We start from the raw sequence: 25,538 nt of genomic DNA, 5'->3' as shown, positions 1-25,538 counted from the left end.
AAGCGAATTATTTCAGGGAGATGAAAAAACCGGCCTCAGGGCTCCAGGCCGATACGGAAAAACTCGCCGCCGCTCCAGACGCCCAGCCAGTTCTGACCGTTGATCGGACGGCTCACCGCCAGCTCCACCAATTGGTAGAACGCGTTGCGGTGCACCAGGGCTTCGAGGTTGGTGCGCACCCGCAGATAGGGCGCAGGTTCCTGGGTGATTGGGTCGATCACCACTCGCAAGGGGTGTTCAAGGCCCGCTTCGATCTGATCGTCCACGTTGGTGGTAAAGCGCAGCACCTGGCTTTCGCCCTGCCCTTCGACCTCCAGCGTTACCGCCACGAACGGCGCATCATCGACGCTGATGCCGACCTTTTCCACGGGAGTGACCAGGAAGTAATCATCGCCATCGCGGCGGATGATATTGGAGAACAGTTTGACCATCGGCTTACGCCCGATCGGCGTGCCCTGGTAAAACCAGGTGCCGTCGCGGGCGATGCGCATGTCGATGTTGCCGCAGAAGTCCGGGTTCCACAGATGTACCGGCGCCGGCCCCTTGCCTTTGGGCAGTTGGGCCAACAGATCGTTGGCCTTGGCGGAATCGGTCATGGGGTTCTCCTGGTGCTTATTGATCGCTCATGCCCAGCAGACTGCGAGCGTACTGGCGCAGCGGGCGGGCAATCAGATCTTCTGGCTTGTTGTCGTGGAACGTCAGTAAACCGCCACGACTGCGAATACGTGCAGTATCAATCAAATACTGGGTGCTGGTCTCGATCAACATGATCTGGATGACGCCGCTGTCCAACCCGACGCGGTCGAGGGCTTCCTGATCCGCCCATTCATCGGCGTTGCCGATACGGTCATCCGCCTTGGCGAAACGGCAGTACAGCAGGTAGTGAGCGCCGGCTGCGCGGGCTTCGGACATTGCCTGCTCCAGGCCTTCCGGCTGACGGGCGCGACGCACCATGGGGAAATACTCGATGAAACCATTGAAGGCTTCCTCGGCCACCACGTTTGGACGCGGATAAGCGCTGCCCGGCGGCACAAAGGCGCCTTGGGCGATAAACACGAAAGAATCCGGCTGTATGCGAACCGAGGCGGTGCGACGGGTATCGCTGTGATCCAGCAAACCGGCATCGCTCATCTGATAGCGGGTGCCTTCGGCCATATCGCTGACGGTCATGCAACCACTCAGCGTCAACGACGCCAGCAACAAAACCAGACTACGCATCCTAATCCTCCAGAAGCCGGTGACGGAAAACCGGCGAATGGGCGTGAGATGCAGGTTCTGCGCCAGCTTGGAACACTAGCCGCCGATGATCTTCATGATGGTCGCGCCACCGGAGAAGGCGACTTCCTGTTTGTCGCCCAACGCCTTCATCAACAGGCCCTGCAGCGCCGGCAATGCTTGGTGGCGAGGCTTGTCGAGCAGGTCGCCGACATAGTGGCGGTTACTCGACGACAGGCAACCATGTAACCAACCCGTGGACGACAACCGCAACCGCGAGCAGGTCCGGCAGAACGGCACGCTTTCGTTGGCGATGACGCCGAAATAGCCCTTGCCGGGTATTTCATAACGTACCGCCGTCGCGTCAATGGGCGCACTGGCTTGCAGGTATTCATGCTGTTCGCCGATCAGGCCGAGCAGTTGTTGCAGGCTGACAAATTGCTGCAGGAATGCGTTGGAATCCTTGGCCAGGTGGCCCATGCGCATCAGCTCGATAAAGCGCAGTTCATAACCCCGCTCCAGGCAGTACTCGAGCAACGGCATCACTTGGTCGAGGTTCTGGCCGCGCAATGGCACCATGTTGACCTTGATCTTGATTCCGGCAGCGCGGGCCTGGTCCATGCCGTCGAGCACGGTGGCCAGGTCGCCGCCACGGGCGATGCTGCGGAAGGCGTCCGCATCCAGAGTATCGAGGGAGACGTTGATGCGTTTGATCCCGGCGTCAACCAACAGCGGCAGTTTGCGCGCGAGCAGTTGACCATTGGTGGTCAGGCTGATGTCACTCAAGCCCATTTGCCCGACGGCACCCATGAAGGCTTCCAGCTTGGGGCTGACCAACGGTTCACCGCCGGTGATGCGCAGGCGGTCGATGCCGGCCGCCTCGATCAGGTAAGCCACGCCACGGGCCATGGCCTCGGCGGAGAGTTCGTCCTGGGCAGCCACCAGCCGCTTGCCGTTGGGCACGCAGTAGGTACACGCGTAATTGCAGGCTGAGGTCAGGCTGATCCGCAAATTGCGAAAACGCCTGCCTTGACGATCAACGATCATGGATCACTCCGGCAGAGGATGATTCGGGCGCGCTAAAAGCTGACTGATAAATCAGCTTTTAGCAAGAGTCCTTGCCTGAGTATATTCCTGGGGTACTACGCGTGGCAGCAAATCATTACGTGGAAGGCGATTCCAGCGGCGGCTGCTCAGTACTGTGCTTGCGCTTGTTGCCCATGCGCACGCCGATGTCCATCAGGAACTGGAAGAACCCTTCCTGATCTTCCAGCACATTGCTCCAGAACGGTGAGTGATACAACGCCACGGCGCCATGCACCAAGGCCCAGGCGGCGCAGTAGTGGAAATACGGCGGCACGTCTTCCAGCTTGCCTTCGCTGATGCGGCCCTTGATCAACAGGGTCAGGCGTTCGAAGTTCGACGCACGGATCTTGTGCAGTTCCTCGACCATCTCCGGCACCTGATGGCCCTTGACCACCTTCTCTTCCAGGCGGTCGAACAGGCGATAGCGCTGCGGGTCGCGCATGCGGAACTCGAAGTAGGCGCGGGACAAGGCTTCCTTGTCCTTGTCCACATCGGCCGAATGCAGCAGTTCGTTCAGGTCACGCTCGTAGTCGAGCATCAGGCGCAGATAGATCTCGGCCTTGGACTTGAAGTGCTTGTAGATCGTGCCTTTGCCGATACCCACGGCATCCGCGATCATCTCGACGGTGACGCTGTCTTCACCCTGTTCGAGGAACAGTTTGAGCGCGGTGTCGAGAATTTCCTGCTCACGGCGGCGAAACTCACGGACCTTACGGGGTTCTTTGTGCATGAGGAAGAGGTCTGCAAAGGTCAAAATAGGGAGGGTGACGCAGGGCCACGGATACGCGGCGATACGATTTACCCGGTGCGAGGGATTATCCCGACTGAACGGTCGCTGGGCAATGCCTATGTGAACCGCAAACGCACTTTACTTTCAGTGCGCCAACGTTTTCATGGATCTCAGTCAGAAATAATACGCAACAACTGCCGCCGTGCGCCTACCCAATGAGAACTCAAGCGAAGCGCGCGTATTCCAAATCTGTTTAAAAAACGACCAGTCGCGACTGGACTGAATCGGATACTGATCAATACTTGAACTGTCGGCGTGACATCTCCCCCAAGTGACGCGCCGACCTGGGTACCAACGGACCGCGTACCCTTGTTTTACTCCTAATGGTCTTAGCCCGGATTCACCCCCCAGAACCCGGGTTTTTTTTGCCTGGGATTTGGCGGCGCTAACCTGCTACGTGAGCCAACGGAAACAGGCGCTTGAAGTTCTCGGTAGTCTGTTCGGCAAACCGCTCGTAGGACTCGCCGCGCAACATCGCCAGGTAATCCGCCACATCGCGCACATACTCGGGCAGGTTCGGCTTGCCGCGATGGGGGATGGGCGCCAGGTACGGCGAGTCGGTTTCCACCAGCAGGCGGTCGGCCGGCACCTGGCGTGCAACGTCGCGCAGGGCGTCGGCGTTGCGGAAGGTGACGATGCCCGACAGGGAGATGTAGAACCCCAGGTCCAGGGCCGCCTTGGCCATGTCCCAGTCTTCGGTGAAGCAATGCAACACGCCGGCCTGGGGAAGCGCGGCTTCGCGCAGCAGGGTCAGGGTGTCGGCACGCGCGCCACGGGTGTGGACGATCACCGGTTTGCCGGTCTGCTGGGCGGCTTGCAGGTGCAGGCGGAACGACGCCTGCTGCAACTGCGCCGCTTCGGGCTCGTAGTGGTAATCCAGGCCGGTTTCGCCGATGGCCACCACGCGTGGGTGATTGAGTTCAGTCAGCAGCCAATCAAGCGCTGGGGCTTCACCGGGCTTGAGGTCCAGCGGGTGAATGCCCACCGAGCAATCCACATCGGCGTAGCGATCAGCCAGGGCTTTGACGTCGGCTGCGTTTTCGGCGCTGACGCCGATGCACAGGAAGTGCCCTACCCCGCGCTGGCGCGCGGCTTCGAGGGCGGCATCCAGGGAACCGCCGTGCTGGGCCAGGTCGAGGCGGTCGAGGTGGCAATGGGAATCTACGAGCATAGGGATCTACAACTTCAGTCACGAAAAGTGTCTGGCCGACGATACACCCGTCGGCCACGGAATTTAACGGCGGCCAAGCAAGCCAACCCATTGCACCAGCAGCGCCTCAAGCAACAGCACGCGGTTAAGGTTGGCCTTGCCGAGCACCTTCTGGCGCTGGGCGAGGATCCAGTCCTGGATCGTCAGCACTTTGTCCTGGGCACTTTTCTGCGCCAGGTACTGCACCACTTTGCGCATGTCCGGCAGGCCCAGGCCGTTTTCATCCTGGGTCAGCTGGTAGCGCAGGATCAGGCTTGACCAGTCGCAGAACCAATCGAACAGCAACAACAGGGGAATGTCCTTCCAGGCAGTTTCGGCCAGCTGGGTGGCGGAGACTTCCTGCTTGATGAGTTTCTTCACGCCCTCCACCACCAGCGCGCGTTGCTCACGCACGCCCTGGGCGTGCAGCTTCACCGCCGCCAAGGGTGAGCCGGCCGCCAGGGTCAGCAGCTCGACCCGTTCATCCGCGCTGCACTCGGGCAACGCCTGCGCGAGCCATTCCAGGCTCATGGCCTCGCTCGGCAGCGGGCACGCCTGCTGCACGCAACGGCTGCGGATGGTCGGCAACAAACGGCTGGACTGATGACTGACCAGCAGCAACACGGTATCGCCGGACGGCTCTTCAAGGCTCTTGAGCAAGGCGTTGGCGGCGTTGATGTTCATCGCCTCCACCGGCTCGATCAACACAACCTTGCGCCCGCCCATCTGCGCGGTCTGCACCACGAAGCTGACGAGGTCGCGCACTTGGTCGACCTTGATCGCCTTGTCGGCTTCCTCGGGCTCCAACAGGTAGTTATCCGGATGACTGCCGGCCTTGAGCAGCAGGCAGGACTTGCACTCGCCGCAGGCTTCCAGGTTGACCGGGCGCTGGCACAGCAATCTGGCCATGAGGCGTTCGGCAAGGTCACGCTTGCCGATCCCAACCGGCCCATGCAATAGGTAGGCGTGGGCGTGCTGGGCTCGGCCAGCCAGTTGTTGCCACAGGCTGTCCTGCCACGGGTAGGCCTCAGCCACGGGCGCGCTCCAGCAGTGTCGGCAACAGCGCGTCGATGGCGTGTTGCACCTGGGCCAGCGGTTGGGCGGCGTCCAGCAGGTAGTAGCGCGCAGGCTCGGCGGCGGCGCGCTTGAGGAACGCGGTGCGTACGGCGTCGAAGAAGGCCTGGCCTTCCAGCTCGAAACGATCCAGGCGACCACGGGCGCTGGCGCGGGCCAGGCCCACTTCCACCGGCAGGTCAAAGACCAGGGTCAGGTCAGGACGCAGGTCGCCTTGAACGAAGGTTTCGAGCGTGGCGATGCGCTCCAGGGACAGGCCCCGACCACCGCCCTGGTAGGCATAGGTGGAATCGGTGAATCGGTCGCAGATCACCACGGCACCGCGCGCGAGGGCTGGGCGAATCACCTCGGCCAGGTGCTGGGCACGGGCGGCGAACACCAGCAGCAGCTCGGTGTCCGGGTTCATCTGCTCTTCACCCGGCGCCAGCAGCACCTCGCGGATACGCTCGGCAAGCGGCGTGCCACCGGGCTCGCGGGTCAGCACCACTTCGATCCCTTCGCTGCGCAAGCGCTCAGCCAGGTAATCGCGGTTGGTGCTTTTGCCGGCGCCTTCAGGGCCTTCCAGGGTAATAAACAAGCCAGTCACAGGCAGTCCTTAGTCAGAATTATTGCGGGTTTTGCGGCGCTTCAACATCTGGCGCAGACTCGGCCGGCTTTTCAACGGGCACATCGGCCGGCGGCGTTGCATCTTCCGCAGGCTTCACCACTGGCGCCGGGCTGGAGCGGTAATCAGCGCGGCGCTTGAGCTGGAACTCCCGCACGGCAGCATTATGCGCATCCAGGTCATCAGAGAAAATATGGCTGCCATCACCCCGTGCGACGAAATACAGGCTGCTGCCCGGCACCGGATTCAGCGCGGCATGGATCGCCTCGCGACCGACCATGGCGATGGGCGTCGGCGGCAAGCCGGCGACCATATAGGTGTTGTAAGGGTTGGCTTCCTTGAGGTGGGCGCGGGTCAACTTGCCGTTGTAGCGCTCGCCCAGGCCGTAGATCACCGTCGGGTCGGTCTGCAACAGCATGCCGATCTTCAGGCGACGCACAAAGACGCCGGCGATCTGCCCACGCTCTTCAGGCACGCCCGTCTCTTTCTCCACCAGGGAGGCCATGATCAACGCTTGATAAGGGTCGGTGTACGGCGCATCGGCCGCACGCTTGCTCCACTCCTGGGCGAGGACATCGTCCAGACGGTTGTAGGCTTTTTTCAGGAATTCGACGTCGGTCATCCCACGCACGAAGCGGTAGGTATCCGGGAAGAACCGCCCTTCGGGAAACACGCCGGGGTGACCGAGCTTGTCCATGACTTCGCTGTCACTAAGGCCTGCGAGGGTCTGCACGATCTTTTCATGCTTGGCCAGCGCCGAACGCACCTGGCGGAAGTTCCAACCTTCCACCAGCGTCAGGCTGTATTGCACCACTTCGCCACGTTGCCACAGGCCGATCAGGCCTTGCGCCGTCATGCCAGGGGTCATGCGGTATTCGCCGCTGTGCAGCGGCTGGCCGTCGAGGTTGAAACGCCAGTACAGGCGCAACCAGAAGGCGCCATCCAGCACGCCGTCGGCTTCCAGGCGATTGAACGTGCCGGTCGGGGTCGCCCCAGCCGGTACGTCGAGCAATTGCTCCTGGGTCAGGTTCAAGGGCTGCTTCAGGGCCGCGTCGTATTTCCACGCGCCATAGCCCAACAGCAACGCCGCCGAGAACAGACCGATCAGCAGCAGTACAACCAGTTTTCGTATCAACTCAAATTTCCAATAGCGCGCGAACAATGCCCTGCAGTTTACGGGTGAGCGGCCCAACCGGCCAGCTCATCCCAGCGCAACCGCGCACCGGCCAAATGCCATAAACGCTGTTGCACACGAAGACTTCGTCGGCCTGCTGCAACTGCTCAAGATCGATGTCGGCCACGGCCACCGGGATCCCCAGAGTATGTGCCTGGGCCAGAATCTCGGCGCGCATCACGCCGGCAACGCCGCATCGGGTCAGATCAGCGGTTAGTAACAAGCCGTTGCGCACCAGGAACAGGTTGCTGAATACGCCCTCGATGACACGCCCGGATACATCCAGCATCAAGCCTTCAGCGTGCTCGGCGTCTTGCCATTCTGCGCGGGCGATCACCTGCTCCAGGCGATTGAGGTGCTTGAGACCGGCCAGCAACGGCTGCTCGGCCAGGCGGGTCGCACACGCAAACAGACGGATACCGTCGACTGCATGGGCGTGGGGATAGGTAGCGGGCGGGTTGCCCTGCAAAATACGGCGCGCCGGCGCGCCAGGGTTGATGCCATAACCGCGCAGGCTGTCGCCACGGGTGAGGATCAACTTGAGGACACCGTCGCCGAGGGCGGCGGCATAGGCCAACACTTCGCTGCGGATCACCAATGGGTCCGCAACCAAGGCGAGACGCCCGCAACCCTCAGCGAGGCGTTGCAGGTGACGGTCGAGCAGCACCGGCTGCCCGGCCTTGACGGCGATGGTCTCGAACAGCCCATCACCGTACGCCAGGCCGCGATCTTTCAGGGGCACGCTGTCCGCTGGCTGACCGTCGACCCAGCTGTGCATCACTCGGCGAACCGGCGGAACACCAGGGAACCGTTGGTGCCACCAAAACCGAACGAGTTGGAGATCACCACGTCGATCGGCATTGGTTGCGCTTCGTGGGGCACGAAGTTCAGGTCGCAGCCTTCATCCGGCTCATCCAGGTTGATGGTCGGCGGAGCGACCTGATCCTTGATGGCCATGACGCTGAAGATCGCTTCGACCGCGCCCGCCGCACCCAACAAGTGGCCGGTCATGGACTTGGTGGAGCTGACCGCCAGGTTGTAGGCGTGTGCGCCGAACACCGACTTGATGGCTTCGGCTTCCGCCAAGTCGCCAGTCGGGGTCGACGTGCCGTGGGCGTTGATGTACTGCACCTGGTCCGCATTGACCTTCGCATCGCGCAGGGCATTGGTGATGCAGCGCGCAGCACCGGCACCGTCGGACGGTGGCGACGTCATGTGGTAAGCATCGCCGCTCATTCCAAAGCCGATCAGCTCGGCGTAGATCGTGGCGCCACGCGCCTTGGCGTGTTCCAACTCTTCCAGCACCAGGGCACCGGCACCGTCGGACAGTACGAAACCGTCACGGCCTTTGTCCCATGGACGGCTGGCGCGGGTGGGTTCGTCGTTGCGGGTCGACAGCGCACGGGACGCGCCGAAGCCGCCCATGCCGAGGCCGCAGGCCGCCATTTCGGCGCCGCCGGCGATCATCACGTCGGCTTCGTCATAGGCGATGTTGCGCGCCGCCATGCCGATGCAGTGCGTGCCGGTGGTGCACGCCGTGGCGATGGCGTAGTTAGGCCCCTGTGCGCCCAAGTGGATCGACAGGAAACCGGAAATCATGTTGATGATCGAGCCCGGAACGAAGAACGGTGAAATTCGACGGGGGCCGGAATCGTGCAACGTGCGGCTGGTTTCTTCGATATTGGTCAAACCGCCAATACCCGAACCCATGGCCACGCCGATGCGGTCACGGTTGGCGTCGGTGACTTCCAGGCCGGCGTTACGCACTGCCTGAAAACCGGCTGCCAGGCCGTATTGAATGAACAGGTCGAGTTTGCGGGATTCTTTGACCGAGAGATATTCCTCGACATTGAAACCCTTTACCGAGCCGCCAAAACGGGTGGAATAGGCAGAAAGGTCCGTGTGTTCGATCAGACCAATACCACTGTGGCCAGCCAGAATGCCCTGCCAACTGCTCGGCACATCCGTGCCCAGTGGCGACAACATACCCATACCGGTGACTACGACGCGTCTACGCGACACAGCACTCTCCTTTTTCTAATGACGACACTTTTGCTTCAGCGCTTGTTTTTCATCAGGGCTAAAGAAAAAACCGCACGCCGTTACAGCAGTGCGGTTTTTCCCTGACAGCAAGCGACGACTACAAACTATTACGCCTGGTGGCTAGTAACGTAGTCGATAGCAGCTTGAACAGTAGTGATTTTTTCAGCTTCTTCGTCCGGGATTTCGGTCTCGAATTCCTCTTCCAGAGCCATCACCAGCTCAACGGTGTCAAGGGAATCGGCACCCAGGTCTTCTACGAAGGAAGCAGTGTTGACCACTTCTTCTTCTTTAACGCCCAGTTGCTCGGCGACGATTTTCTTGACGCGCTCTTCGATGGTGCTCATACCTTGTTTAACTCCTAATGGACAAATTCAGGCAGCTGGCCAGTGGGTAAGTGTATAGAAAGCCTTTTCAGCTTTTCAACTGAAAGCTTCACCCTGTACCCGGTCGGCCACCTGCCTATAAATTAAGTTGCAGCTTTATAACGGATTTTAGACAGCTCGTATGACATTTTTTTGAAGCGATCCGTCACAATTTAACTCATGTACATCCCGCCGTTCACCGGGATTGTAGCCCCAGTCACGTATGCCGCACCGTCGGATGCCAGGAAAGTGACCACATTCGCGATCTCTTGGGCCTGGCCCAGACGGCCCAGCGGAATCTGCGTCAGCAAGGCTTCACGCTGTGCTTCCGGCAGCTCACGGGTCATATCGGTGTCGATGAACCCTGGGGCCACCGAGTTGACCGTAATCGACCGCGAGCCGACTTCACGTGCCAATGCACGGCTGAAACCTTCCAGACCGGCTTTGGCGGAGGCGTAGTTTACTTGGCCTGCGTTGCCCATGGCACCCACTACGGAGCCAATATTGATAATTCGGCCCCAGCGCGCCTTGGTCATGCCGCGCAAAACGCCCTTGGACAGGCGAAACAGACTGTTCAAGTTGGTGTCGACCACGTCGTACCACTCGTCGTCTTTCATGCGAATCATCAGGTTGTCGCGGGTGATACCGGCGTTGTTCACCAGAATCGCCGGCGCACCGAACTGTGCGGTGATCTCGGCCAGTACGGCAGCCACGGACTCATCACTGGTCACGTTCAGCTCAAGGCCAGTCCCTTGCACGCCGTTTTCCTTCAGGGTCGCGGCGATACGCTCGGCGCCCGAAGCGGAAGTGGCGGTGCCGATCACAACGGCGCCCTGACGGCCCAGTTCCAGGGCGATCGCCTGGCCAATGCCACGGCTTGCGCCGGTAACCAGTGCAACTTTACCTTGCAGACTCATGCAGGCTTCTCCTTAGTTCGGGGATTAGGCCAGTGCCGCGCGAGCGGCAGCGAAGGCATCCGGGGTATTGAGGTTGGCAGTCGACACGCCATCGGCGCAGCGCTTGTTCAGGCCGGCCAGGACTTTGCCCGGACCGCACTCGACCAGCTCGGTGGCGCCATTGGCCGCCAGGGTCTGAACCGATTCAACCCAGCGTACGGGCTTGTAGAGTTGTTCCAGCAGGTCGCGCTTGAGGGTGTCGAGGTCGGCAGCCACGGCTGCGCTGACGTTCTGTACCAGCGGAATCTGCGGCGCCTGCCAGTTGATGGCAGCGATGGACTCGGCAAAACGCTCGGCCGCCGGACGCATCAGCTCGCAGTGCGACGGCACGCTCACCGGCAATGGCAGCGCACGCTTGGCGCCACGGGCTTTGCAGCCTTCGATGGCACGCTCCACCGCAGCCTTGGCACCGGCGATCACCACCTGGCCAGGCGAGTTGAAGTTCACGGCGCTGACCACTTCGCCCTGGGCCGCTTCGGCGCAGGCTTCGATCACCACGGCGTCATCCAGGCCCAGGATAGCGGCCATGCCGCCCTGCCCGGCCGGAACGGCTTCTTGCATCAGTTGGCCACGGCGCTCGACCAGCTTGACCGCCTCACCGAGGGTCAGGCTGCCCGCGGCAACCAGTGCGCTGTATTCGCCCAGGCTGTGACCGGCGACGAATGCCGGACGCGCGCCGCCTTCCGCCAGCCACAAGCGCCACAGGGCGATCGAAGCGGTCAGAATGGCCGGCTGGGTTTTATCGGTTTGATTGAGCTGCTCTTCCGGCCCTTGCTGGGTCAGTGCCCACAGGTCGTAACCGAGGGCGTCGGAAGCCTCTTTAAAGGTGTCCAGGACCAGCGGGTATTGCGCGCCCAGCTCGGCCAACATGCCGAGGGACTGCGAACCCTGCCCTGGAAAGACGAATGCGAGGGATGTAGACATGTAACAAGCCCCTAATGATCTGGTCGTCAAAAATGCGCACTCCTACGGTGGGAGCACACGAAACTGACAGATTGGATGGTCAATTGAACTGGCCGGTCACATTTAAGCACTCTCGGGCCGATTCGCCTAAGGCAACAGGTCCTCAAGACGGCCGTGCAAGCGTTGCGGCAGGTTTTCCTGGATCTCGATCAGGGCCCGCGCAATCGCACTTTGAAAGCCTTCCACACCCGCCGAGCCATGGCTTTTCACCACAATGCCCTGCAACCCCAGGAAACTCGCACCGTTATGCCGTGCCGGGGCGAGGTCGGCCTGCAGGCGACGCATCAACGGCAGCGCCAGGGCGCCAACCAGGCGCGACGCCAGGTTCTGCTTGAACAACGCCTCGATACGCGTAGCGATCATGGTCGCCAAGCCTTCGCTGGATTTAAGCAGGATATTTCCGACAAACCCGTCGCACACCACTACATCGGCTTCGCCACGGTACAAACCGTCACCCTCGACAAAACCGATGTAGTTCAAGCCACGCGCGCCTTGCAGCAAAGTGGCGGCCAGCTTGACCTGCTGGTTACCCTTGATGTCTTCGGTGCCGATATTCAGCAAGGCCACCCGTGGCCGGGCAACACCCAGCGCTTCGGCGGCCACCGAGCCCATCACGGCAAACTGGAACAGGTGCTCGGCACTGCAATCGACGTTCGCGCCCAGGTCCAACAGTTGGCAGTAGCCTTTCTGCGTCGGAATCGCCGCGACCATCGCCGGCCGATCAATACCGGGCAAGGTCTTGAGCACAAACCGCGACAACGCCATCAGGGCCCCGGTATTGCCGGCGCTGACACAGGCTTGCACCTTGCCATCACGCAGCAGCTCCAGCGCCACCCGCATCGAAGAGTCGGGCTTGCCACGCAAAGCCGCCGCTGGCTTTTCATCCATGGTGATGGTTTCGCTCGCTGGCGTAATCGTCAGGCGCGCGCGATCCACCGCCGGATGGCTGGCAATCAGTTCTTCAAGTAGGGAGGGTTGACCGACAAGGGTCAGGTGCAGCGAGGGTGTAGCAGACAGGCTGGCAATGCAGGCCTGAACAATGCTGCGGGGACCGAAGTCCCCGCCCATTGCGTCTATCGCGATGACTAGAGCAGACAAGTGATTACTCGTCAGCGCCCTTGTCGATCACTTTACGACCACGGTATACGCCTTCTGGCGATACGTGGTGACGCAGGTGAATTTCACCGGTGGTTTTTTCTACAGACAGAGTGCTCGCCGTCAGGGCATCGTGCGAACGACGCATGTCACGGGCAGAGCGGGATTTTTTGTTCTGCTGAACAGCCATAATTGATTAACTCCTAAACGTTTGGGTCACGCTTTAACTGCGCCAATACACTGAACGGGTTGGACCGCGTTACCTCGTCCTCGCTCGGTTCGGGCTCGTCATCGAGCCCCTCCGGCTGCTGGCATTCTTCCGGATGATGAGCAGGCACAATGGGCAAGGCGAGCAGAAGCTCCTCCTCGATCAGTGCATGCAGATCCAATGGATCTTCGCCCAGTTCCAGCACGTCATAACCTTTCGGCAACGACTGGGTATTCGCACCCTCCTTCACCACAGCATAACTGCACTCGCTGTGAATCGGCAGGGTGACCAGCTCAAGACAACGCTGGCAAACCATTTTGACTTCGGTGTCGATAAAGCTGTGGATTACCACAGACTTACGTTCATCTCGTTCAAAAACGAATTTGGCCTGCACCGTACCGACAGTGTCGGAAAGCGGGTCGCAGAGTCTCTCCAAATCGGCCAGCAGCAATTCACCTTGAAGGGAAGTGCCACGATCAGCCAATTTGCGCGGGTCAACGTGAGGTGGAATCGGGTCATTCAACATAGGCGCAGCATTATAGGGATGCACCCAGCCATGTCAAAGGAAATTCAGCCCTGTGCGTCAGCCGGTCGCCCCGCTAGAATCCCCGGCTGCCCTGAGGAGACGCCCATGCTGCCTTTATTACTCGCATCCAGCTCGGTTTATCGCCGGGAATTGCTGAGCCGCCTGCACCTGCCGTTCATCTGCAGCTCACCGGATATCGACGAAAGCCACCGTGAAAATGAGTCCGCCGTGGAACTGGTCAAGCGCCTGGCCGAACAGAAAGCCTGCGCCCTCGCCACCAGCCATCCAGGGCACCTGATTATAGGCTCCGACCAGGTCGCGGCGCTCGATGGCCGGATCATCGGCAAACCCCACACCTTCGAAAACGCTCGCGAACAATTGCTGGCCGCGAGTGGCAAGCGTGTGAGCTTCCTGACTGGCCTGGCGCTGCTCAACAGCAAAACCGGTCAATGCCAGGTCGACTGCGTACCTTTTACCGTGCACATGCGTGAACTGGACGCGGAACGCATCGAGCGTTACCTGCAGATTGAGCAGCCGTATGACTGTGCAGGCAGTTTCAAGGCTGAAGGGTTGGGCGTGAGCCTGTTCCAGAGCACAGAAGGGCCGGATGCGACGAGCCTGGTAGGCCTGCCACTGATCCGACTGGTGGATATGCTGCTGGCCGAAGGCGTACAGATCCCCTGACGTACGAAAAACCGGCCGCAAGGGCCGGTTCTTTTTGACCTTGGACTGTCAGCGCAGCGTCGGGCCCTGGAAGCCCATATACAACACCAGCTTCTCTGCCACGCTGGCACCCAGCCGCTTGGAGAACCGGTCAAATGGCGACTCTTCGACGGTGAAGTCCACCAACTCTTTCTCGCCAATCACATCCCGCGCCACCGAACTGGCACTGCCCAGGCCGTCGATCAGGCCCAGCGGCAACGCTTGTTCACCCGACCACACCAGGCCGGAAAACAACTCCGGATGGTCTTTGTCCTTCAGACGATCGCCGCGCCCCTGCTTCACGCTGGCGATGAACTGACGATGCGTGGTGTCGAGCACGCCCTGCCAGAACTGGGTTTCGTCAGCCTTCTGCGGCTGGAACGGATCCAGGAAAGACTTGTGCTCGCCCGACGTGTAGGTGCGACGCTCTACACCGAGCTTCTCCATGGTGCCGACAAAGCCGTAGCCGGCTGCCGTCACACCGATGGAACCCACCAGACTGGCCTTGTCGGCGTAGATCTGGTCGGCAGCACTGGCGATGTAATAGGCACCCGACGCCCCCAGGTCGGAAATCACCGCATACAGCTTGGTATCCGGGTGCAGGCCACGCAGGCGGCGAATCTCGTCGTACACATAGCCGGACTGCACCGGGCTGCCGCCTGGGCTGTTGATGCGCAGGATCACGCCCTTGACCTTGGGGTCTTCAAACGCGGCACGCAGGCTGCTGACGATGTTGTCGGCGCTGGCGGACTCCTTGTCGGCAATCACCCCGCGCACTTCGATCAGGGCGGTGTAGTTGGCACCACGGGTTGCGCTTTTTTCCATGTCCATCAGCGGGCTGAACAATGCAAGCATGGCGATAAGCCAGACGAACGTTAGCAGCTTGAAGAAAATCCCCCAGCGCCGTGCTCGGCGCTGTTCCTGGACGCTGGCCAGGAGGGTTTTCTCCAGCAGTTTCCAGCTTTTGTCGTCGCTGTTTTCAGCCTTTTCGGGCGCTTTCCACTCGTCACTCATGCCATCAACCCCAGCAAAGACTTATTGGGCCCGGCTGAGCCAGGCCTGCAATTCGGAAAAATGATCGATCGTCAGACGCGGCTCGTATTGCTGCAAGGCCTCGGCAGCCTGGGCGCCATAGCTGACCGCCACACTGTCCATGCCCGCATTGCGCGCCATCATCAGGTCGAAGGAAGCATCACCCACCATCAAGGCCTGGCGTGGCGACACGCCGCAATGGGACAGGATCTGCTCCAGCATCAGAGGGTGAGGCTTGCTGGCAGTTTCATCGGCGGCGCGGGTGATATCAAAATAATCTTCCCAACCGTGGGCCTTGAGCACACGGTCCAGCCCGCGACGCGCCTTGCCGGTGGCGACCGCCAGGTGATAACCCTCGGCGCGGAACGCCTCCAGAGACTGCACCACACCGTCGAACAACGGCGAAGGCGTGGCCTCCAGGGCGATGTAGTGATCGGCGTAGTGATCACGAAAGGTGACCAGCTCAGCGTCGCTGATCTCGGGGTACAAGGTACGAATCGCCTCAGGCAGGCCCAGGCCGATGATGCCCTTGACCGCATGATCGGTGCACAGCGCATAGCCCGAGCGGGTCGACGCCGCGTGCATAGACTCGACAATCCGGCCAATGGAGTTGGCCAGGGTGCCGTCCCAATCGAAAATCAGCAGCTTGTAATCAAGGTGCGACACTCAAACGCTCCACGGTCTTGGCCCACATCTCATCGACCGGCGCCTGCAGTTTCAACTCGCCACCATCAGGCAGTGGCACTGTGAGCATATAGGCGTGCAGGAACAGGCGCTTGCCACCCAGGTCGCGGATTTCCTTGGAGAAATCCTCGTCGCCGTACTTGGTATCGCCGGCAATGCAATGGCCGGCGTGCAAGGTGTGCACGCGAATCTGATGGGTACGCCCGGTCACAGGCTTGGCCTCGACCAGGGTGGCGAAGTCACCGAAGCGGCGCAGCACCTTGAACAGGGTCAGGGCTTCTTTGCCCTCCTCGTCCACTTCCACCATGCGCTCGCCGGAACGCAGGTTGCTCTTCTGCAACGGCGCGCGGACGCTCTTGATGGAACTGGCCCAGTTGCCGCGCACCAGCGCCATGTAGCGCTTGTCCACACCGTCGCCACGCAGGGCGGTGTGCAGGTGGCGCAACATGCTGCGTTTCTTGGCGATCATCAGCAGGCCAGAAGTGTCGCGGTCGAGGCGATGGACCAGCTCCAACTCCTTGGCATCCGGGCGCAACTGACGAAAGGCTTCGATCACACCGAAATTCAGCCCACTGCCGCCATGAACCGCAATACCGCAAGGCTTGTTGATCACGATCAGCTTGTTGTCTTCGAAGACAATCGAGGCTTCCAGGCGTTGCAACAAACCCTGGGCCAAGGGCACAGGTTCGTCACGCTCGGGCACGCGAACCGGCGGCACGCGGACGATATCGCCCGCCTGCAACTTGTACTCGGGCTTGATCCGACCCTTGTTCACCCGCACTTCACCTTTACGCAAGATGCGGTAAATCAAGGTCTTGGGCACGCCTTTGAGCCTGGCCAGGAGAAAATTGTCGATGCGTTGGCCGGCATATTCCGGCGAGACCTCGAGCAGCTGGACGCTGGGGGTCTGGGGGGCGGTAGTCGTCATGGCGGCGATGATAACAATTTTTTATGGAATTGAAGCACTTAATCATTGCTGCTATAGTCGCGAACGCCGCCAAAAGCGGCCTGGACAGAGGACTTGCGGCAAACTGCCGGCCCTGACCATCGCAATTCATCAGGACGCGAGGCCGTCCTACGGGGCTTTCGCCACCCTGGAAGGCTCAAGATTGTAACAAGCGCAGGTGACATGAGGCCTGAAGCGAGTGCAGAAAGCAGAGTGAATACTCGCGTTCTGCGCCGATATTTACGGCCAGTTCACAAAGTGCAGTCAGTCTTGGACCAGACCACGGCGAATGCTTCGGAAACAACGCCTGTTAAGAGCTGAGTGAGAGCGCAACCGCCCACACCTAGTCTTGTTTAGCCATGAGCGTGGACTCCCCATTGGAGAACACGGTAAATGCCAACCCGCTGCGGATTCTGCGCGCGGCAGCACCCGAATTATCAGGGATACGTGTAGGGTGGAGATGCACAACCGTCGGACCGTGTAGCACTAGGCTTATATTTAGACGCTTCATCTCGTCCACAGTCGCCGGTTGATTCCTCCTCCTGACCTTAGCTTTTGTTGAAGTGGTGCCTTTGTCACCACCGCTAACAAGCAGGACGCGTCCGTCGCGATACCGGCCCAATTGGCTGGTTTTTGCTGGACACTGGAGTGGCCAACCACTCTTGACGCACCTGACACCGACCGTGAGAAGTCGTGTGTGCCGAACGCCGTTTCCGGCAGCCCGGAAACCGACGGTACAACATGAAAAGAATGCTGATTAACGCAACTCAACCCGAAGAGTTGCGTGTTGCACTGGTAGATGGCCAACGCCTCTACGACCTGGACATTGAATCCGGTGCACGCGAGCAAAAGAAGGCCAACATCTATAAAGGCCGTATTACTCGCATCGAACCAAGCCTTGAGGCTGCCTTTGTCGATTTCGGCTCCGAGCGCCACGGCTTCCTGCCCCTCAAGGAAATCTCCCGCGAATACTTCAAGAAAGCCCCTGAAGGCCGCGTGAACATCAAGGACGTCCTGAGCGAAGGCCAGGAAGTCATCGTCCAGGTCGAAAAAGAAGAACGTGGCAACAAGGGCGCAGCCCTGACCACCTTCATCAGCCTGGCTGGCCGTTACCTGGTCCTGATGCCGAACAACCCACGTGCCGGCGGCATTTCCCGTCGCATCGAAGGCGAAGAGCGCAACGAACTGCGCGAAGCGCTGAACGGCCTGATCGCACCGGCCGACATGGGCCTGATCGTTCGCACTGCAGGCCTGGGCCGCAGCAGCGAAGAAATGCAGTGGGACCTCGACTACCTGCTGCAGCTGTGGACCGCTATCAAAGAAGCGTCCCTGGATCGTTCCGCGCCGTTCCTGATCTACCAGGAAAGCAACGTGATCATCCGCGCCATCCGCGATTACCTGCGCCAGGACATCGGCGAAGTGCTGATCGACAGCGTTGAAGCCCAGGACGAAGCCCTGACCTTCATTCGCCAGGTGATGCCGCAGTACGCCAGCAAGATCAAGCTGTACGAAGACAGCGTTCCGCTGTTCAACCGTTTCCAGATCGAAAGCCAGATCGAGACCGCCTTCCAGCGCGTGGTCGAACTGCCTTCCGGTGGCTCCATCGTGATCGACCCGACCGAAGCCCTGGTGTCCATCGACATCAACTCGGCGCGCGCGACCAAAGGCAGCGACATCGAAGAAACCGCCCTGCAGACCAACCTGGAAGCGGCTGAAGAAATCGCCCGCCAGCTGCGCCTGCGTGACATCGGCGGCCTGATCGTGATCGACTTCATCGACATGACCCCCGCCAAGAACCAGCGCGCCGTGGAAGAAAAAGTCCGCGAATGCCTGGAAGCTGACCGTGCCCGCGTACAGGTCGGTCGCATCTCGCGCTTCGGCCTGCTGGAAATGTCCCGTCAGCGCCTGCGTCCATCCCTGGGCGAGAGCAGCGGCATCGTCTGCCCGCGTTGCAACGGCACCGGCATCATCCGTGACGTTGAATCGCTGTCCCTGGCGATCCTGCGCCTGATCGAAGAAGAAGCCCTGAAAGACCGCACCGCCGAAGTCCGCGCGCAAGTGCCGATCCCGGTTGCAGCCTTCCTGCTCAACGAAAAACGCAACTCGATCACCAAGATCGAACTGCGCACCCGTGCCCGTATCGTCATCCTGCCGAACGATCACCTCGAAACCCCGCACTTCGAAGTGCAACGCCTGCGTGACGACAGCCCGGAAGCCCACAGCGGCCAGTCCAGCTACGAAATCGCCGCTGCCGCTGCCGAAGTGGAAGAAGTCCAGCCAGCCGCCGCGACCCGCACCCTGGTTCGCCAGGAAGCTGCAGTCAAGACCGCTCCAGCTCGCGCCAATGCACCGGTTCCAGCTGAAGTTGCAGCACCAGTTGCCGCGCCGGCCGCCCTGCCTGAGCCAAGCCTGTTCAAAGGCCTGGTGAAGTCGCTGGTCAGCCTGTTCGCCACCAAGGAAGAGCCAGTGGCTCCGGTCGTGGTTGAGAAACCGGCCTCCGAGCGCCCTGCGCGCAACGAAGAGCGTCGCAACGGTCGCCAACAGAGCCGTAATCGCAACGGTCGCCGTGACGAAGAGCGCAAGCCGCGCGAAGAACGTGCACCGCGTGAAGAACGCGCTCCACGTGAAGAGCGTGCCCCTCGCGAAGCCCGTGAAGAAACCCCGACCGTAGAACGTGCACCACGCGAAGAGCGCGCCCCACGTACTCCGCGTGCCCCACGTGAAGACCGCAAGCCACGTGGCGAGCGTGAAGAACGTGTGCGTGAACTGCGTGAGCCGCTGGACGCAGCCCCTGCTGCCGTAGCCGGTGCCGCCGCAGCTACCGAAGAGCGCCCAGCTCGCCAGCCGCGTGAAGAGCGTGCGCCACGTGAAGAGCGCCAACCTCGCGCCCCGCGTGAAGAGCGTCAACCGCGTGCCGAACAAGCCGCTGCCGCCAGCGAAGAAGAAGTGCTGACCGGTGAAGAGCAACTGCAGGAAGACGGCCAGGAAGGCGCCGAAGGCGATCGTCCACGCCGCCGCTCCCGTGGCCAGCGTCGTCGCAGCAACCGTCGTGAGCGTCAACGTGATGCCAACGGCAACGTGATCGAAGGCTCGGAAGAGACCGGCGAAAACGCAGAAGCCGCGACCGGCGAACCGGCTGGCGCCGAACTGGCTGCCGGCCTGGCCGTCACCGCGGCTGTTGCCAGCTCGGTCATCAGCGCTCCTGCTGAAGCCCAGGCTCACGAGCAGGCTGAACGCGCTACTGCTGCTGTCGAAGAAACCGTAGTGGTTGAAGCACCTGCTGCCCAGACCCCAGTGGTTGAAGCGCCGGTTGTTGAAGCACCAGCAGTTGAAGCGCCAGTTGTAGAGGCACCGGTTGTCGAAGCCACTACCCCAATCGAAGCGCCGGCTGTTCCGGAAGTGGAAGTTGCCCAGGCACCTGAAGCCCAGCCAGAAGTTGAAGTGGCGGTCGTTGAGCCTGCCCCTGTGGTTGAGCCCGAGCCAGTGGTTGAAACGATCGTTGAAGCACCGGTTGTCGACGCCGCTCCAGAAGTTCGTGAAGTTCGTGAAGTTCGTGAAGAACAGACCGCCTTCCAATGGACTGCCGAGCCAGCCGCTCCGGTTGAAGCGCCAGAACCTGCCCCAGTGGTAGAAGAAGCGCCGGCACCGGTTGCCGAAGTCGTGGTTGCCGAGCCAGCTCCGGTCGTTGAACCTGCGCCCGTGGTTGAAGCACCGATCGTTGCCGAAGCGGCAGCACCAGTGGTTGAAGCCGCACCGGTCAGCGCCCTGACTGAAAACGGCCGTGCACCGAACGACCCACGTGAAGTGCGTCGTCGTCGCAAGGAAGCTGAAGCCGCAGCAGCTGCTGCCGCGGCACAGGAAGCAGAACACGAGAGCAAACCTCTCGCCTGATTCCAGCAGCCACTAAAAAGCCCCGCCTGAGTGATCAGGCGGGGCTTTTTTATGTGTGCTCGGTCAGGGGTAGCGCAACAACGCAGGCACATCCACATCCCATAACACACCGGGGTCATCTACTGGCACCTCCCACACCGTCGCCTGAGCAAACAACGGCTTGGCGCCACGATCACCCGTCAAGGCCATCAGCCCAGGTCCCAATGCCTGGCCAAACGCCACGGGATGCCCGTAGCGTCCATCCTGCACCGGCACGCTGATACCTCCCGCCTCCAGCCCATCGATTACGCGCTCAATACTCGACGACCGGATAAACGGCATGTCCCCCAGCAGCACCAGCCAGCCATCTGCCGGGCCACTGGCCGCCACCGCCGCTGCAATACTGTCGCCCATGCCAGCCGAACGCAGCAGCAGGACGTCACAACCATAGGCTTCGGCCAACCGAATGACATCCGCACGACCGGGTGACGTCACCACCCAACGCCTCACGACGCGCTCAGGCAAGTTCACCAGCACCTGCTCGATCACCGGCCGCACCACGCCGTCCAGGCCAACGCAATCCGCCAACAACTTATCCTGGTCCGCCCCGGCTTCAGCGCGAAAACGACTGCCCTGCCCTGCCGCCAGCACAATCGCCGTGACTGTCACTCTGCGACTACCGGCAACGGCTTCTTCTGCATCGGCGCTACGCCGTTCTTGATCGCGACAATTTCCGCCATCAACGACAACGCGATTTCAGCCGGTGTATGGCTGCCGATATGCAAGCCGATCGGCCCGTGCAGGCGCGCAATCGCCTCGGTCGATAAGCCAAGCGCCGCCAGGTTTTCCCGGCGTTTCTGGGTGTTGACTCGCGAACCCAGGGCGCCAATGTAGAACGCCGAGGAATTCAGCGCCGTGAGCAACGCCATATCATCCAGGCGCGGGTCATGGGTAAGGCAGACGATGGCTGTGCGCTCATCGGTCTGGATGTTCAGCACCGCTTCATCGGGCATGCCCGGCACAAAGCGACCGTGCTGTTCTTCCCAGCCGTAGACGAACTCGTCGCGGGGGTCGCAGATCAACACTTCGAAATCCAGCAAACGCGCCATTTCCGCCACATAACGTGACAGTTGGCCGGCGCCGATCAGCAGCAGGCGCCAGCGCGGACCGTAGATGGCGCGCAAGCGTTCGCCGTCGAAGGTCACGACATCAGTCTTGCTCGCGTCGCTCAGGGTGACTTTGCCACTGGTCAGTTCCAGCTCACGCGCGACGATCTGATGATCTTCACATCGCGCCAGCAAGTCGGCTACCCACGCCCAATCGTCCACCCGCTCCTCGGTCAGGCGCAGGGTGCCACCACATGGCAGGCCAAAACGCGCGGCTTCATCGCGGGTAACCCCATAGGTCACCAACTGCACCGGCGGCCCGTCCTCAGGCAACCGCCCATCCTGCAGGCGCGCAATCAAATCATCCTCGATGCAACCGCCCGACACCGAACCGATCACCACACCATCGCCGCGCAACGCCAGCATGGCTCCCGGCGGCCGTGGTGCGCTACCCCAGGTCTGGACCACGCTGTACAACACCACTCGCTGCCCGGCGCGGCGCCATTCGAGCACGCTGCGCAGGACATTCAAATCAACACTGTCCACATAACCTCCTGCAAGCGTCACAACCGATTCACTTACTGTAAAACAAAAGCCGCCAAAGTAATGCGCCAGAAACGCAAACGCCCCGAACCAGTCGGGGCGTTTGTGGGTTGCTGTGGCGTCAGGTTACGCCAGCAGCGGCTTACTTGACGACAGGTGCAGGGCCTTCGGCCACGCCCAGGTCGTCCAGCTCGCGGGTTTCCGAGATACCGGTACCGCCGGACGCCAGCTCGCTTTGCAGCTTGTCGGTGTCCAGTTCCTTGACCCACTTGGCCACAACGATGGTGGCAACGGCGTTACCTACCAGGTTGGTCAGCGCGCGGGCTTCGGACATGAAGCGGTCGATACCCAGGATCAGCGCCAGGCCGGCAACCGGCAGGTGGCCTACGGCCGACAAGGTCGCAGCCAGTACGATGAAGCCCGAACCGGTCACGCCTGCAGCGCCTTTGGAGGACAGCAGCAGCACCAGCAGCAGGGTGATCTGGTGGGTGATGTCCATGTGGGTGTCAGTCGCCTGGGCGATGAACACGGCAGCCATGGTCAGGTAGATCGAAGTACCGTCGAGGTTGAACGAGTAGCCAGTTGGAATCACCAGGCCTACTACGGATTTCTTCGCGCCCAGGCGTTCCATCTTGATCAGCATGCGTGGCAGTGCGGATTCCGAGGAGGAAGTACCCAGTACGATCAACAGCTCTTCACGGATGTAGCGGATCAGTTTGATCACGCTGAAACCGTGAGCGCGGCAGATACCGCCCAACACTATCAGTACGAACAGGATGCACGTGATGTAGAAGCAGATCATCAGCTGGCCCAGCTGCACCAGCGAACCTACGCCGTAGGCACCGATGGTGAACGCCATGGCGCCCAGGGCACCGATTGGCGCGAGCTTCATGATCATGTTGATGATGTTGAACATCACGTGGGCGAAGCGATCGATGAAGTCCAGGACCGGCTTGCCGTAGGCACCCAAGCGATGCAGGGCGAAACCGAAGATCACCGAGAACATCAGCACTTGCAGGATGTCGCCGTTGGCGAAGGCGCCGACGATGGTGTTAGGGATCACATTGAGGATAAAGCCAACGATGCTCTGGTCTTTACCGGCAGTGACGTAGGCCGCCACTTTGGAGGCGTCCAGGGTCGCTACGTCGATGTGCATGCCGGCGCCCGGTTGCACAACGTTGACCACGATCAGGCCGATCAATAGTGCGATAGTCGAAACGATTTCGAAGTACAGCAGCGCGTAGCCGCCGGTTTTGCCGACCGATTTCATGCTTTGCATGCCAGCGATGCCGCTGACAACGGTGCAGAAGATGATCGGGGCGATGACCATTTTGATCAGTTTGATGAACCCGTCACCCAGCGGCTTGAGGGCCACACCGGTCTGCGGGTAGAAGTGACCGAGCAAAATACCGATTACGATTGCAACGATCACCTGGAAGTACAGGGATTTGTAGATTGGCTGACGAGTCGTCATTGCAAAGTTCCTCAATCGTCCCGTGTGGCAAATATCCGCCGTTGCCCACGACACTTGAATTGCGAACCCTCCTGCACTGGAGGGATTTGTTGTTTGCGAGATCTGTAGGACCAGGCCTGCGCTGTAATCCTTATCGCAAACGCCGTGCCACTTTGCTGAAAAACCTTAGAGGCCTTTAGACATCAGGGCTGGAGGTTTTCAGGCACCCTCCCAAGCGCCAAAGCAGGTGGCGGATTTCCGCCCACCCAACCAATCCCGTCCTACAATTTGGCGGATATCCGCCTTGTGACCCCCTCCGGGGATGGCTACCATCGCCACTCCAAGGACGAGGCCTTCGCATGCGTGAACGTACCATCGCCAGTCATTACGCCAGGGCCGCCCTCGGCGGGGCGCGTCGGGCCGGCTATGACTGCTCGGGCCTGCTGCAACAGGTAGGCATCACCCCGGAGCTGCTGACCGAACCCCGCGCCCGCATCGCCCCGGAGCAGTTCACCCGCCTGCTGCAAATGCTCTGGCTGGCACTGGACGACGAATACCTGGGATTCGCCGACGGCCCGAGTAAACGCGGCACCTTTGCCATGATGTGCCACGCGCTGATCCACTGCCGCACCCTGGAGAAGGCTCTGGAACGCGGCTTATTATTTTATAGCCTATTCCCGCAAGGCCCGCGCTGGCAGCTGACACGCGAAGGCGAAATGGCCCGTTTGAGCCTGGACGACTCGCAGTTGTGGGACCCGGATCATTTCTTGAGCGAGTGCCTGCTGGTGATCTGGCATCGCTTGGGCAGTTGGCTGATCGGCCAACGTATCCGGCTGCATCAAGCCACTTTCAGTTACCCCATGCCTGCACACGCCAGCGAATATGACCTGCTGTTTCCCTGCGCCCAGGTGTTCGGTGCACCGAACAGCAGCCTGGTGTTTCCCGCGCGCTACCTGAGCCTGCCGTTGTTGCAGGACGAACGCACGCTCAAGCACTTCCTGGAACGCTCCCCCGCCGACTTGCTCTCTCGGCCGGACGAAGGCGACAGCTTGAGCAGCCAACTACGTCGCTTGCTCAGCCGCGACCGCACGCCGTGGCCGGACCTGGAAGCCGTGGCCCAGCACCTGCACATCAGCCCGCAGACCCTGCGCAGGCATTTGCGCGAAGAAGGCACCAGCTTTCAGGCACTCAAGGATGAGCTGCGGCGGGACATCGCCATCTATCATCTGGGCCGGGCGGATTTGTCATTGCAGGAGATTGCCGAGCAGCTCGGGTTTTCCGAACCGTCGGCATTTCATCGGGCGTTCAAGAAGTGGACGGGGCTGACGCCGGGGGCGTATCGCGCGCAGGAGAGTTAGAAGTGTGCTGTCTGGGCTGGCCTCTTCGCGGGCAAGCCCACTCCCACACTCTGATCGGGTTCACACATTTTGATTTGTGAACCCAATCCACTGTGGGAGATTCTATGTTGCAGGGGAACCCTGCAACCTTAAATTCGGCTGGTATTCGCTCTGATTTTTCATAAGCGCGAATGCCACCCGGCATAGTTTTCGGGCGAGGATCTCCAGCGCTTCGGTCTTTGCCAAGCCTCTCGCCAGATAGGACTCGTAAAACGGTTTCCAGGTTGGAGATCGGCTAGCGGCCATTGCTGCGTTGTGAGCCAGGCGTCGCAATTCTGAATCGCCTTTTTTACTGAGGCGACGAGTGCCGTTCTTTTTTCCGGAGTCTTTTGCTCTCAAGTCCATTCCCAAGAAGGCAATGAATGCGTCACCACTGGCGAAGTGGCCGCGCATGAAGGCTGTCGCCAGGCCAGTAGCCGTAAGATCACCAACCCCTTCAATCTCTTTGCAGCGCTTGATGTTTTCGGTGATGCCCGCCTCTTTGCTGGCTTTATGCAGCAGCTTCTGAATAGCCTGTTCA

At 60.8% G+C, this 25,538-nt stretch carries 26 protein-coding genes; 3 read left to right on the top strand and 23 right to left on the bottom strand.

What is annotated here, in order from left to right; genetic code table 11:
* Window positions 1-35: 35 nt before the first annotated feature.
* From ACP7BX_RS10080 to ACP7BX_RS10005, 16 genes are all read right to left on the bottom strand, one after another.
* Window positions 36-596 (bottom strand): DUF1285 domain-containing protein, encoded by a 561-nt coding sequence (locus ACP7BX_RS10080; protein WP_426126265.1) that lies wholly within the window; start codon window positions 594-596, stop codon window positions 36-38.
* Window positions 597-612: 16 nt separating this feature from the next.
* Window positions 613-1,218, bottom strand: coding sequence for a DUF4823 domain-containing protein (locus ACP7BX_RS10075; protein ID WP_033901260.1), 606 nt, complete (start codon window positions 1,216-1,218; stop codon window positions 613-615).
* Window positions 1,219-1,293: 75 nt separating this feature from the next.
* Window positions 1,294-2,262, bottom strand: coding sequence for a GTP 3',8-cyclase MoaA (locus tag ACP7BX_RS10070; RefSeq protein ID WP_033901261.1), 969 nt, complete (start codon window positions 2,260-2,262; stop codon window positions 1,294-1,296).
* 115 nt (window positions 2,263-2,377) lie between these two features.
* On the bottom strand, window positions 2,378-3,031 hold the full coding sequence (locus tag ACP7BX_RS10065) for a TetR/AcrR family transcriptional regulator (protein WP_016979740.1): 654 nt from the start codon (window positions 3,029-3,031) through the stop codon (window positions 2,378-2,380).
* Between the two features lie 445 nt (window positions 3,032-3,476).
* A complete protein-coding gene (locus ACP7BX_RS10060; RefSeq protein ID WP_038847783.1) occupies window positions 3,477-4,262 on the bottom strand; it encodes a TatD family hydrolase in 786 nt (261 codons plus the stop codon).
* Between the two features lie 63 nt (window positions 4,263-4,325).
* Complete coding sequence (locus ACP7BX_RS10055) at window positions 4,326-5,315, bottom strand: DNA polymerase III subunit delta' (protein ID WP_426126261.1); 990 nt, start codon at window positions 5,313-5,315, stop codon at window positions 4,326-4,328.
* Window positions 5,308-5,940: a dTMP kinase gene (gene tmk / locus ACP7BX_RS10050; protein WP_033901265.1), complete on the bottom strand. Its 633-nt coding sequence runs from the start codon at window positions 5,938-5,940 to the stop codon at window positions 5,308-5,310. The genes ACP7BX_RS10055 and tmk overlap by 8 nt, the downstream gene beginning before the upstream one ends.
* Before the next feature lie 19 nt (window positions 5,941-5,959).
* Window positions 5,960-7,093 carry an endolytic transglycosylase MltG gene (gene mltG / locus ACP7BX_RS10045; protein ID WP_314532650.1) on the bottom strand — a complete coding sequence of 378 codons (1,134 nt, stop codon included), beginning with the start codon at window positions 7,091-7,093 and terminating at the stop codon, window positions 5,960-5,962.
* Between the two features lies 1 nt (window position 7,094).
* A complete protein-coding gene (pabC, locus tag ACP7BX_RS10040; RefSeq protein WP_426126258.1) occupies window positions 7,095-7,910 on the bottom strand; it encodes an aminodeoxychorismate lyase in 816 nt (271 codons plus the stop codon).
* Window positions 7,910-9,154 (bottom strand): beta-ketoacyl-ACP synthase II, encoded by a 1,245-nt coding sequence (gene fabF, locus ACP7BX_RS10035; RefSeq protein ID WP_016979749.1) that lies wholly within the window; start codon window positions 9,152-9,154, stop codon window positions 7,910-7,912. Before fabF ends, pabC begins: the two co-directional genes overlap by 1 nt.
* Window positions 9,155-9,282: 128 nt before the next feature.
* Complete coding sequence (gene acpP / locus ACP7BX_RS10030; protein WP_003175607.1) at window positions 9,283-9,519, bottom strand: acyl carrier protein; 237 nt, start codon at window positions 9,517-9,519, stop codon at window positions 9,283-9,285.
* A gap of 191 nt (window positions 9,520-9,710) precedes the next feature.
* On the bottom strand, window positions 9,711-10,454 hold the full coding sequence (gene fabG / locus ACP7BX_RS10025) for a 3-oxoacyl-ACP reductase FabG (RefSeq protein WP_426126256.1): 744 nt from the start codon (window positions 10,452-10,454) through the stop codon (window positions 9,711-9,713).
* 24 nt (window positions 10,455-10,478) lie between these two features.
* Window positions 10,479-11,417 carry an ACP S-malonyltransferase gene (fabD, locus tag ACP7BX_RS10020; RefSeq protein WP_177074055.1) on the bottom strand — a complete coding sequence of 313 codons (939 nt, stop codon included), beginning with the start codon at window positions 11,415-11,417 and terminating at the stop codon, window positions 10,479-10,481.
* A gap of 126 nt (window positions 11,418-11,543) precedes the next feature.
* Window positions 11,544-12,554 (bottom strand): phosphate acyltransferase PlsX, encoded by a 1,011-nt coding sequence (gene plsX, locus ACP7BX_RS10015; RefSeq protein ID WP_177110762.1) that lies wholly within the window; start codon window positions 12,552-12,554, stop codon window positions 11,544-11,546.
* 4 nt (window positions 12,555-12,558) lie between these two features.
* Window positions 12,559-12,741 (bottom strand): 50S ribosomal protein L32, encoded by a 183-nt coding sequence (gene rpmF, locus ACP7BX_RS10010; RefSeq protein ID WP_008152339.1) that lies wholly within the window; start codon window positions 12,739-12,741, stop codon window positions 12,559-12,561.
* 13 nt (window positions 12,742-12,754) lie between these two features.
* A complete protein-coding gene (locus ACP7BX_RS10005) occupies window positions 12,755-13,285 on the bottom strand; it encodes a YceD family protein (RefSeq protein WP_017737760.1) in 531 nt (176 codons plus the stop codon).
* Between the two features lie 105 nt (window positions 13,286-13,390).
* On the opposite strand from ACP7BX_RS10005, the gene ACP7BX_RS10000 reads away from it, so the two are divergent.
* The gene (locus ACP7BX_RS10000; protein ID WP_426126252.1) at window positions 13,391-13,969 is read left to right on the top strand and encodes a Maf family protein; all 579 of its coding nucleotides are present in this window, start codon (window positions 13,391-13,393) and stop codon (window positions 13,967-13,969) included.
* Between the two features lie 48 nt (window positions 13,970-14,017).
* Here ACP7BX_RS10000 and ACP7BX_RS09995 read toward each other — a convergent pair whose 3' ends face one another.
* The 3 genes from ACP7BX_RS09995 to rluC are packed head-to-tail and all read right to left on the bottom strand — an operon-like array spanning window position 14,018 to window position 16,631.
* A complete protein-coding gene (locus ACP7BX_RS09995) occupies window positions 14,018-15,001 on the bottom strand; it encodes a S49 family peptidase (protein ID WP_426126250.1) in 984 nt (327 codons plus the stop codon).
* Between the two features lie 21 nt (window positions 15,002-15,022).
* Window positions 15,023-15,685, bottom strand: coding sequence for an HAD-IA family hydrolase (locus ACP7BX_RS09990; RefSeq protein WP_426126248.1), 663 nt, complete (start codon window positions 15,683-15,685; stop codon window positions 15,023-15,025).
* Window positions 15,672-16,631 (bottom strand): 23S rRNA pseudouridine(955/2504/2580) synthase RluC, encoded by a 960-nt coding sequence (rluC, locus tag ACP7BX_RS09985; RefSeq protein ID WP_028617584.1) that lies wholly within the window; start codon window positions 16,629-16,631, stop codon window positions 15,672-15,674. Before rluC ends, ACP7BX_RS09990 begins: the two co-directional genes overlap by 14 nt.
* A 759-nt stretch (window positions 16,632-17,390) precedes the next feature.
* Here rluC and rne point away from each other — a divergent pair.
* The gene (gene rne / locus ACP7BX_RS09980) at window positions 17,391-20,540 is read left to right on the top strand and encodes a ribonuclease E (protein ID WP_426126246.1); all 3,150 of its coding nucleotides are present in this window, start codon (window positions 17,391-17,393) and stop codon (window positions 20,538-20,540) included.
* Between the two features lie 63 nt (window positions 20,541-20,603).
* Here rne and ACP7BX_RS09975 read toward each other — a convergent pair whose 3' ends face one another.
* The 3 genes from ACP7BX_RS09975 to ACP7BX_RS09965 all read right to left on the bottom strand — a co-directional run bounded on the left by ACP7BX_RS09975 (window position 20,604) and on the right by ACP7BX_RS09965 (window position 23,642).
* Window positions 20,604-21,188 (bottom strand): nucleotidyltransferase family protein, encoded by a 585-nt coding sequence (locus ACP7BX_RS09975; RefSeq protein ID WP_426126244.1) that lies wholly within the window; start codon window positions 21,186-21,188, stop codon window positions 20,604-20,606.
* Window positions 21,185-22,171, bottom strand: coding sequence for an XdhC family protein (locus ACP7BX_RS09970; RefSeq protein ID WP_426126242.1), 987 nt, complete (start codon window positions 22,169-22,171; stop codon window positions 21,185-21,187). Before ACP7BX_RS09970 ends, ACP7BX_RS09975 begins: the two co-directional genes overlap by 4 nt.
* A 139-nt stretch (window positions 22,172-22,310) precedes the next feature.
* A complete protein-coding gene (locus ACP7BX_RS09965; RefSeq protein ID WP_061449296.1) occupies window positions 22,311-23,642 on the bottom strand; it encodes a dicarboxylate/amino acid:cation symporter in 1,332 nt (443 codons plus the stop codon).
* 338 nt (window positions 23,643-23,980) lie between these two features.
* On the opposite strand from ACP7BX_RS09965, the gene ACP7BX_RS09960 reads away from it, so the two are divergent.
* A complete protein-coding gene (locus ACP7BX_RS09960) occupies window positions 23,981-24,979 on the top strand; it encodes an AraC family transcriptional regulator (protein WP_314532601.1) in 999 nt (332 codons plus the stop codon).
* A 102-nt stretch (window positions 24,980-25,081) separates the two neighbouring features.
* On the opposite strand, the gene ACP7BX_RS09955 is transcribed toward ACP7BX_RS09960, so the two are convergent.
* The coding region (locus ACP7BX_RS09955) for a transposase (protein WP_426197804.1) at window positions 25,082-25,538 on the bottom strand (457 nt) is incomplete at its 5' end.

Source organism: Pseudomonas sp. DWP3-1-3b3, assembly GCF_049896305.1.
Taxonomy (GTDB): Bacteria; Pseudomonadota; Gammaproteobacteria; order Pseudomonadales; family Pseudomonadaceae; genus Aquipseudomonas; species Aquipseudomonas azotoformans_A.
The sequence above is the reverse complement of the archived record's forward strand: the minus strand, read 5'-3'. Positions and strand labels throughout refer to the sequence as shown.

Bases quoted from the DNA above. Each gene is read 5' to 3' on its own strand.
- ACP7BX_RS10080 (WP_426126265.1), bottom strand. From the start codon at position 596: ATGACCGATTCCGCCAAGGCCAACGATCTGTTGGCCCAACTGCCCAAA.
- ACP7BX_RS10075 (WP_033901260.1), bottom strand. From the start codon at position 1,218: ATGCGTAGTCTGGTTTTGTTGCTGGCGTCGTTGACGCTGAGTGGTTGC.
- ACP7BX_RS10070 (WP_033901261.1), bottom strand. From the start codon at position 2,262: ATGATCGTTGATCGTCAAGGCAGGCGTTTTCGCAATTTGCGGATCAGC.
- ACP7BX_RS10065 (WP_016979740.1), bottom strand. From the start codon at position 3,031: ATGCACAAAGAACCCCGTAAGGTCCGTGAGTTTCGCCGCCGTGAGCAG.
- ACP7BX_RS10060 (WP_038847783.1), bottom strand. From the start codon at position 4,262: ATGCTCGTAGATTCCCATTGCCACCTCGACCGCCTCGACCTGGCCCAG.
- pabC (WP_426126258.1), bottom strand. From the start codon at position 7,910: ATGCACAGCTGGGTCGACGGTCAGCCAGCGGACAGCGTGCCCCTGAAA.
- acpP (WP_003175607.1), bottom strand. From the start codon at position 9,519: ATGAGCACCATCGAAGAGCGCGTCAAGAAAATCGTCGCCGAGCAACTG.
- fabG (WP_426126256.1), bottom strand. From the start codon at position 10,454: ATGAGTCTGCAAGGTAAAGTTGCACTGGTTACCGGCGCAAGCCGTGGC.
- fabD (WP_177074055.1), bottom strand. From the start codon at position 11,417: ATGTCTACATCCCTCGCATTCGTCTTTCCAGGGCAGGGTTCGCAGTCC.
- rpmF (WP_008152339.1), bottom strand. From the start codon at position 12,741: ATGGCTGTTCAGCAGAACAAAAAATCCCGCTCTGCCCGTGACATGCGT.
- ACP7BX_RS10005 (WP_017737760.1), bottom strand. From the start codon at position 13,285: ATGTTGAATGACCCGATTCCACCTCACGTTGACCCGCGCAAATTGGCT.
- ACP7BX_RS10000 (WP_426126252.1), top strand. From the start codon at position 13,391: ATGCTGCCTTTATTACTCGCATCCAGCTCGGTTTATCGCCGGGAATTG.
- ACP7BX_RS09995 (WP_426126250.1), bottom strand. From the start codon at position 15,001: ATGAGTGACGAGTGGAAAGCGCCCGAAAAGGCTGAAAACAGCGACGAC.
- rluC (WP_028617584.1), bottom strand. From the start codon at position 16,631: ATGACGACTACCGCCCCCCAGACCCCCAGCGTCCAGCTGCTCGAGGTC.
- rne (WP_426126246.1), top strand. From the start codon at position 17,391: ATGAAAAGAATGCTGATTAACGCAACTCAACCCGAAGAGTTGCGTGTT.
- ACP7BX_RS09965 (WP_061449296.1), bottom strand. From the start codon at position 23,642: ATGACGACTCGTCAGCCAATCTACAAATCCCTGTACTTCCAGGTGATC.
- ACP7BX_RS09960 (WP_314532601.1), top strand. From the start codon at position 23,981: ATGCGTGAACGTACCATCGCCAGTCATTACGCCAGGGCCGCCCTCGGC.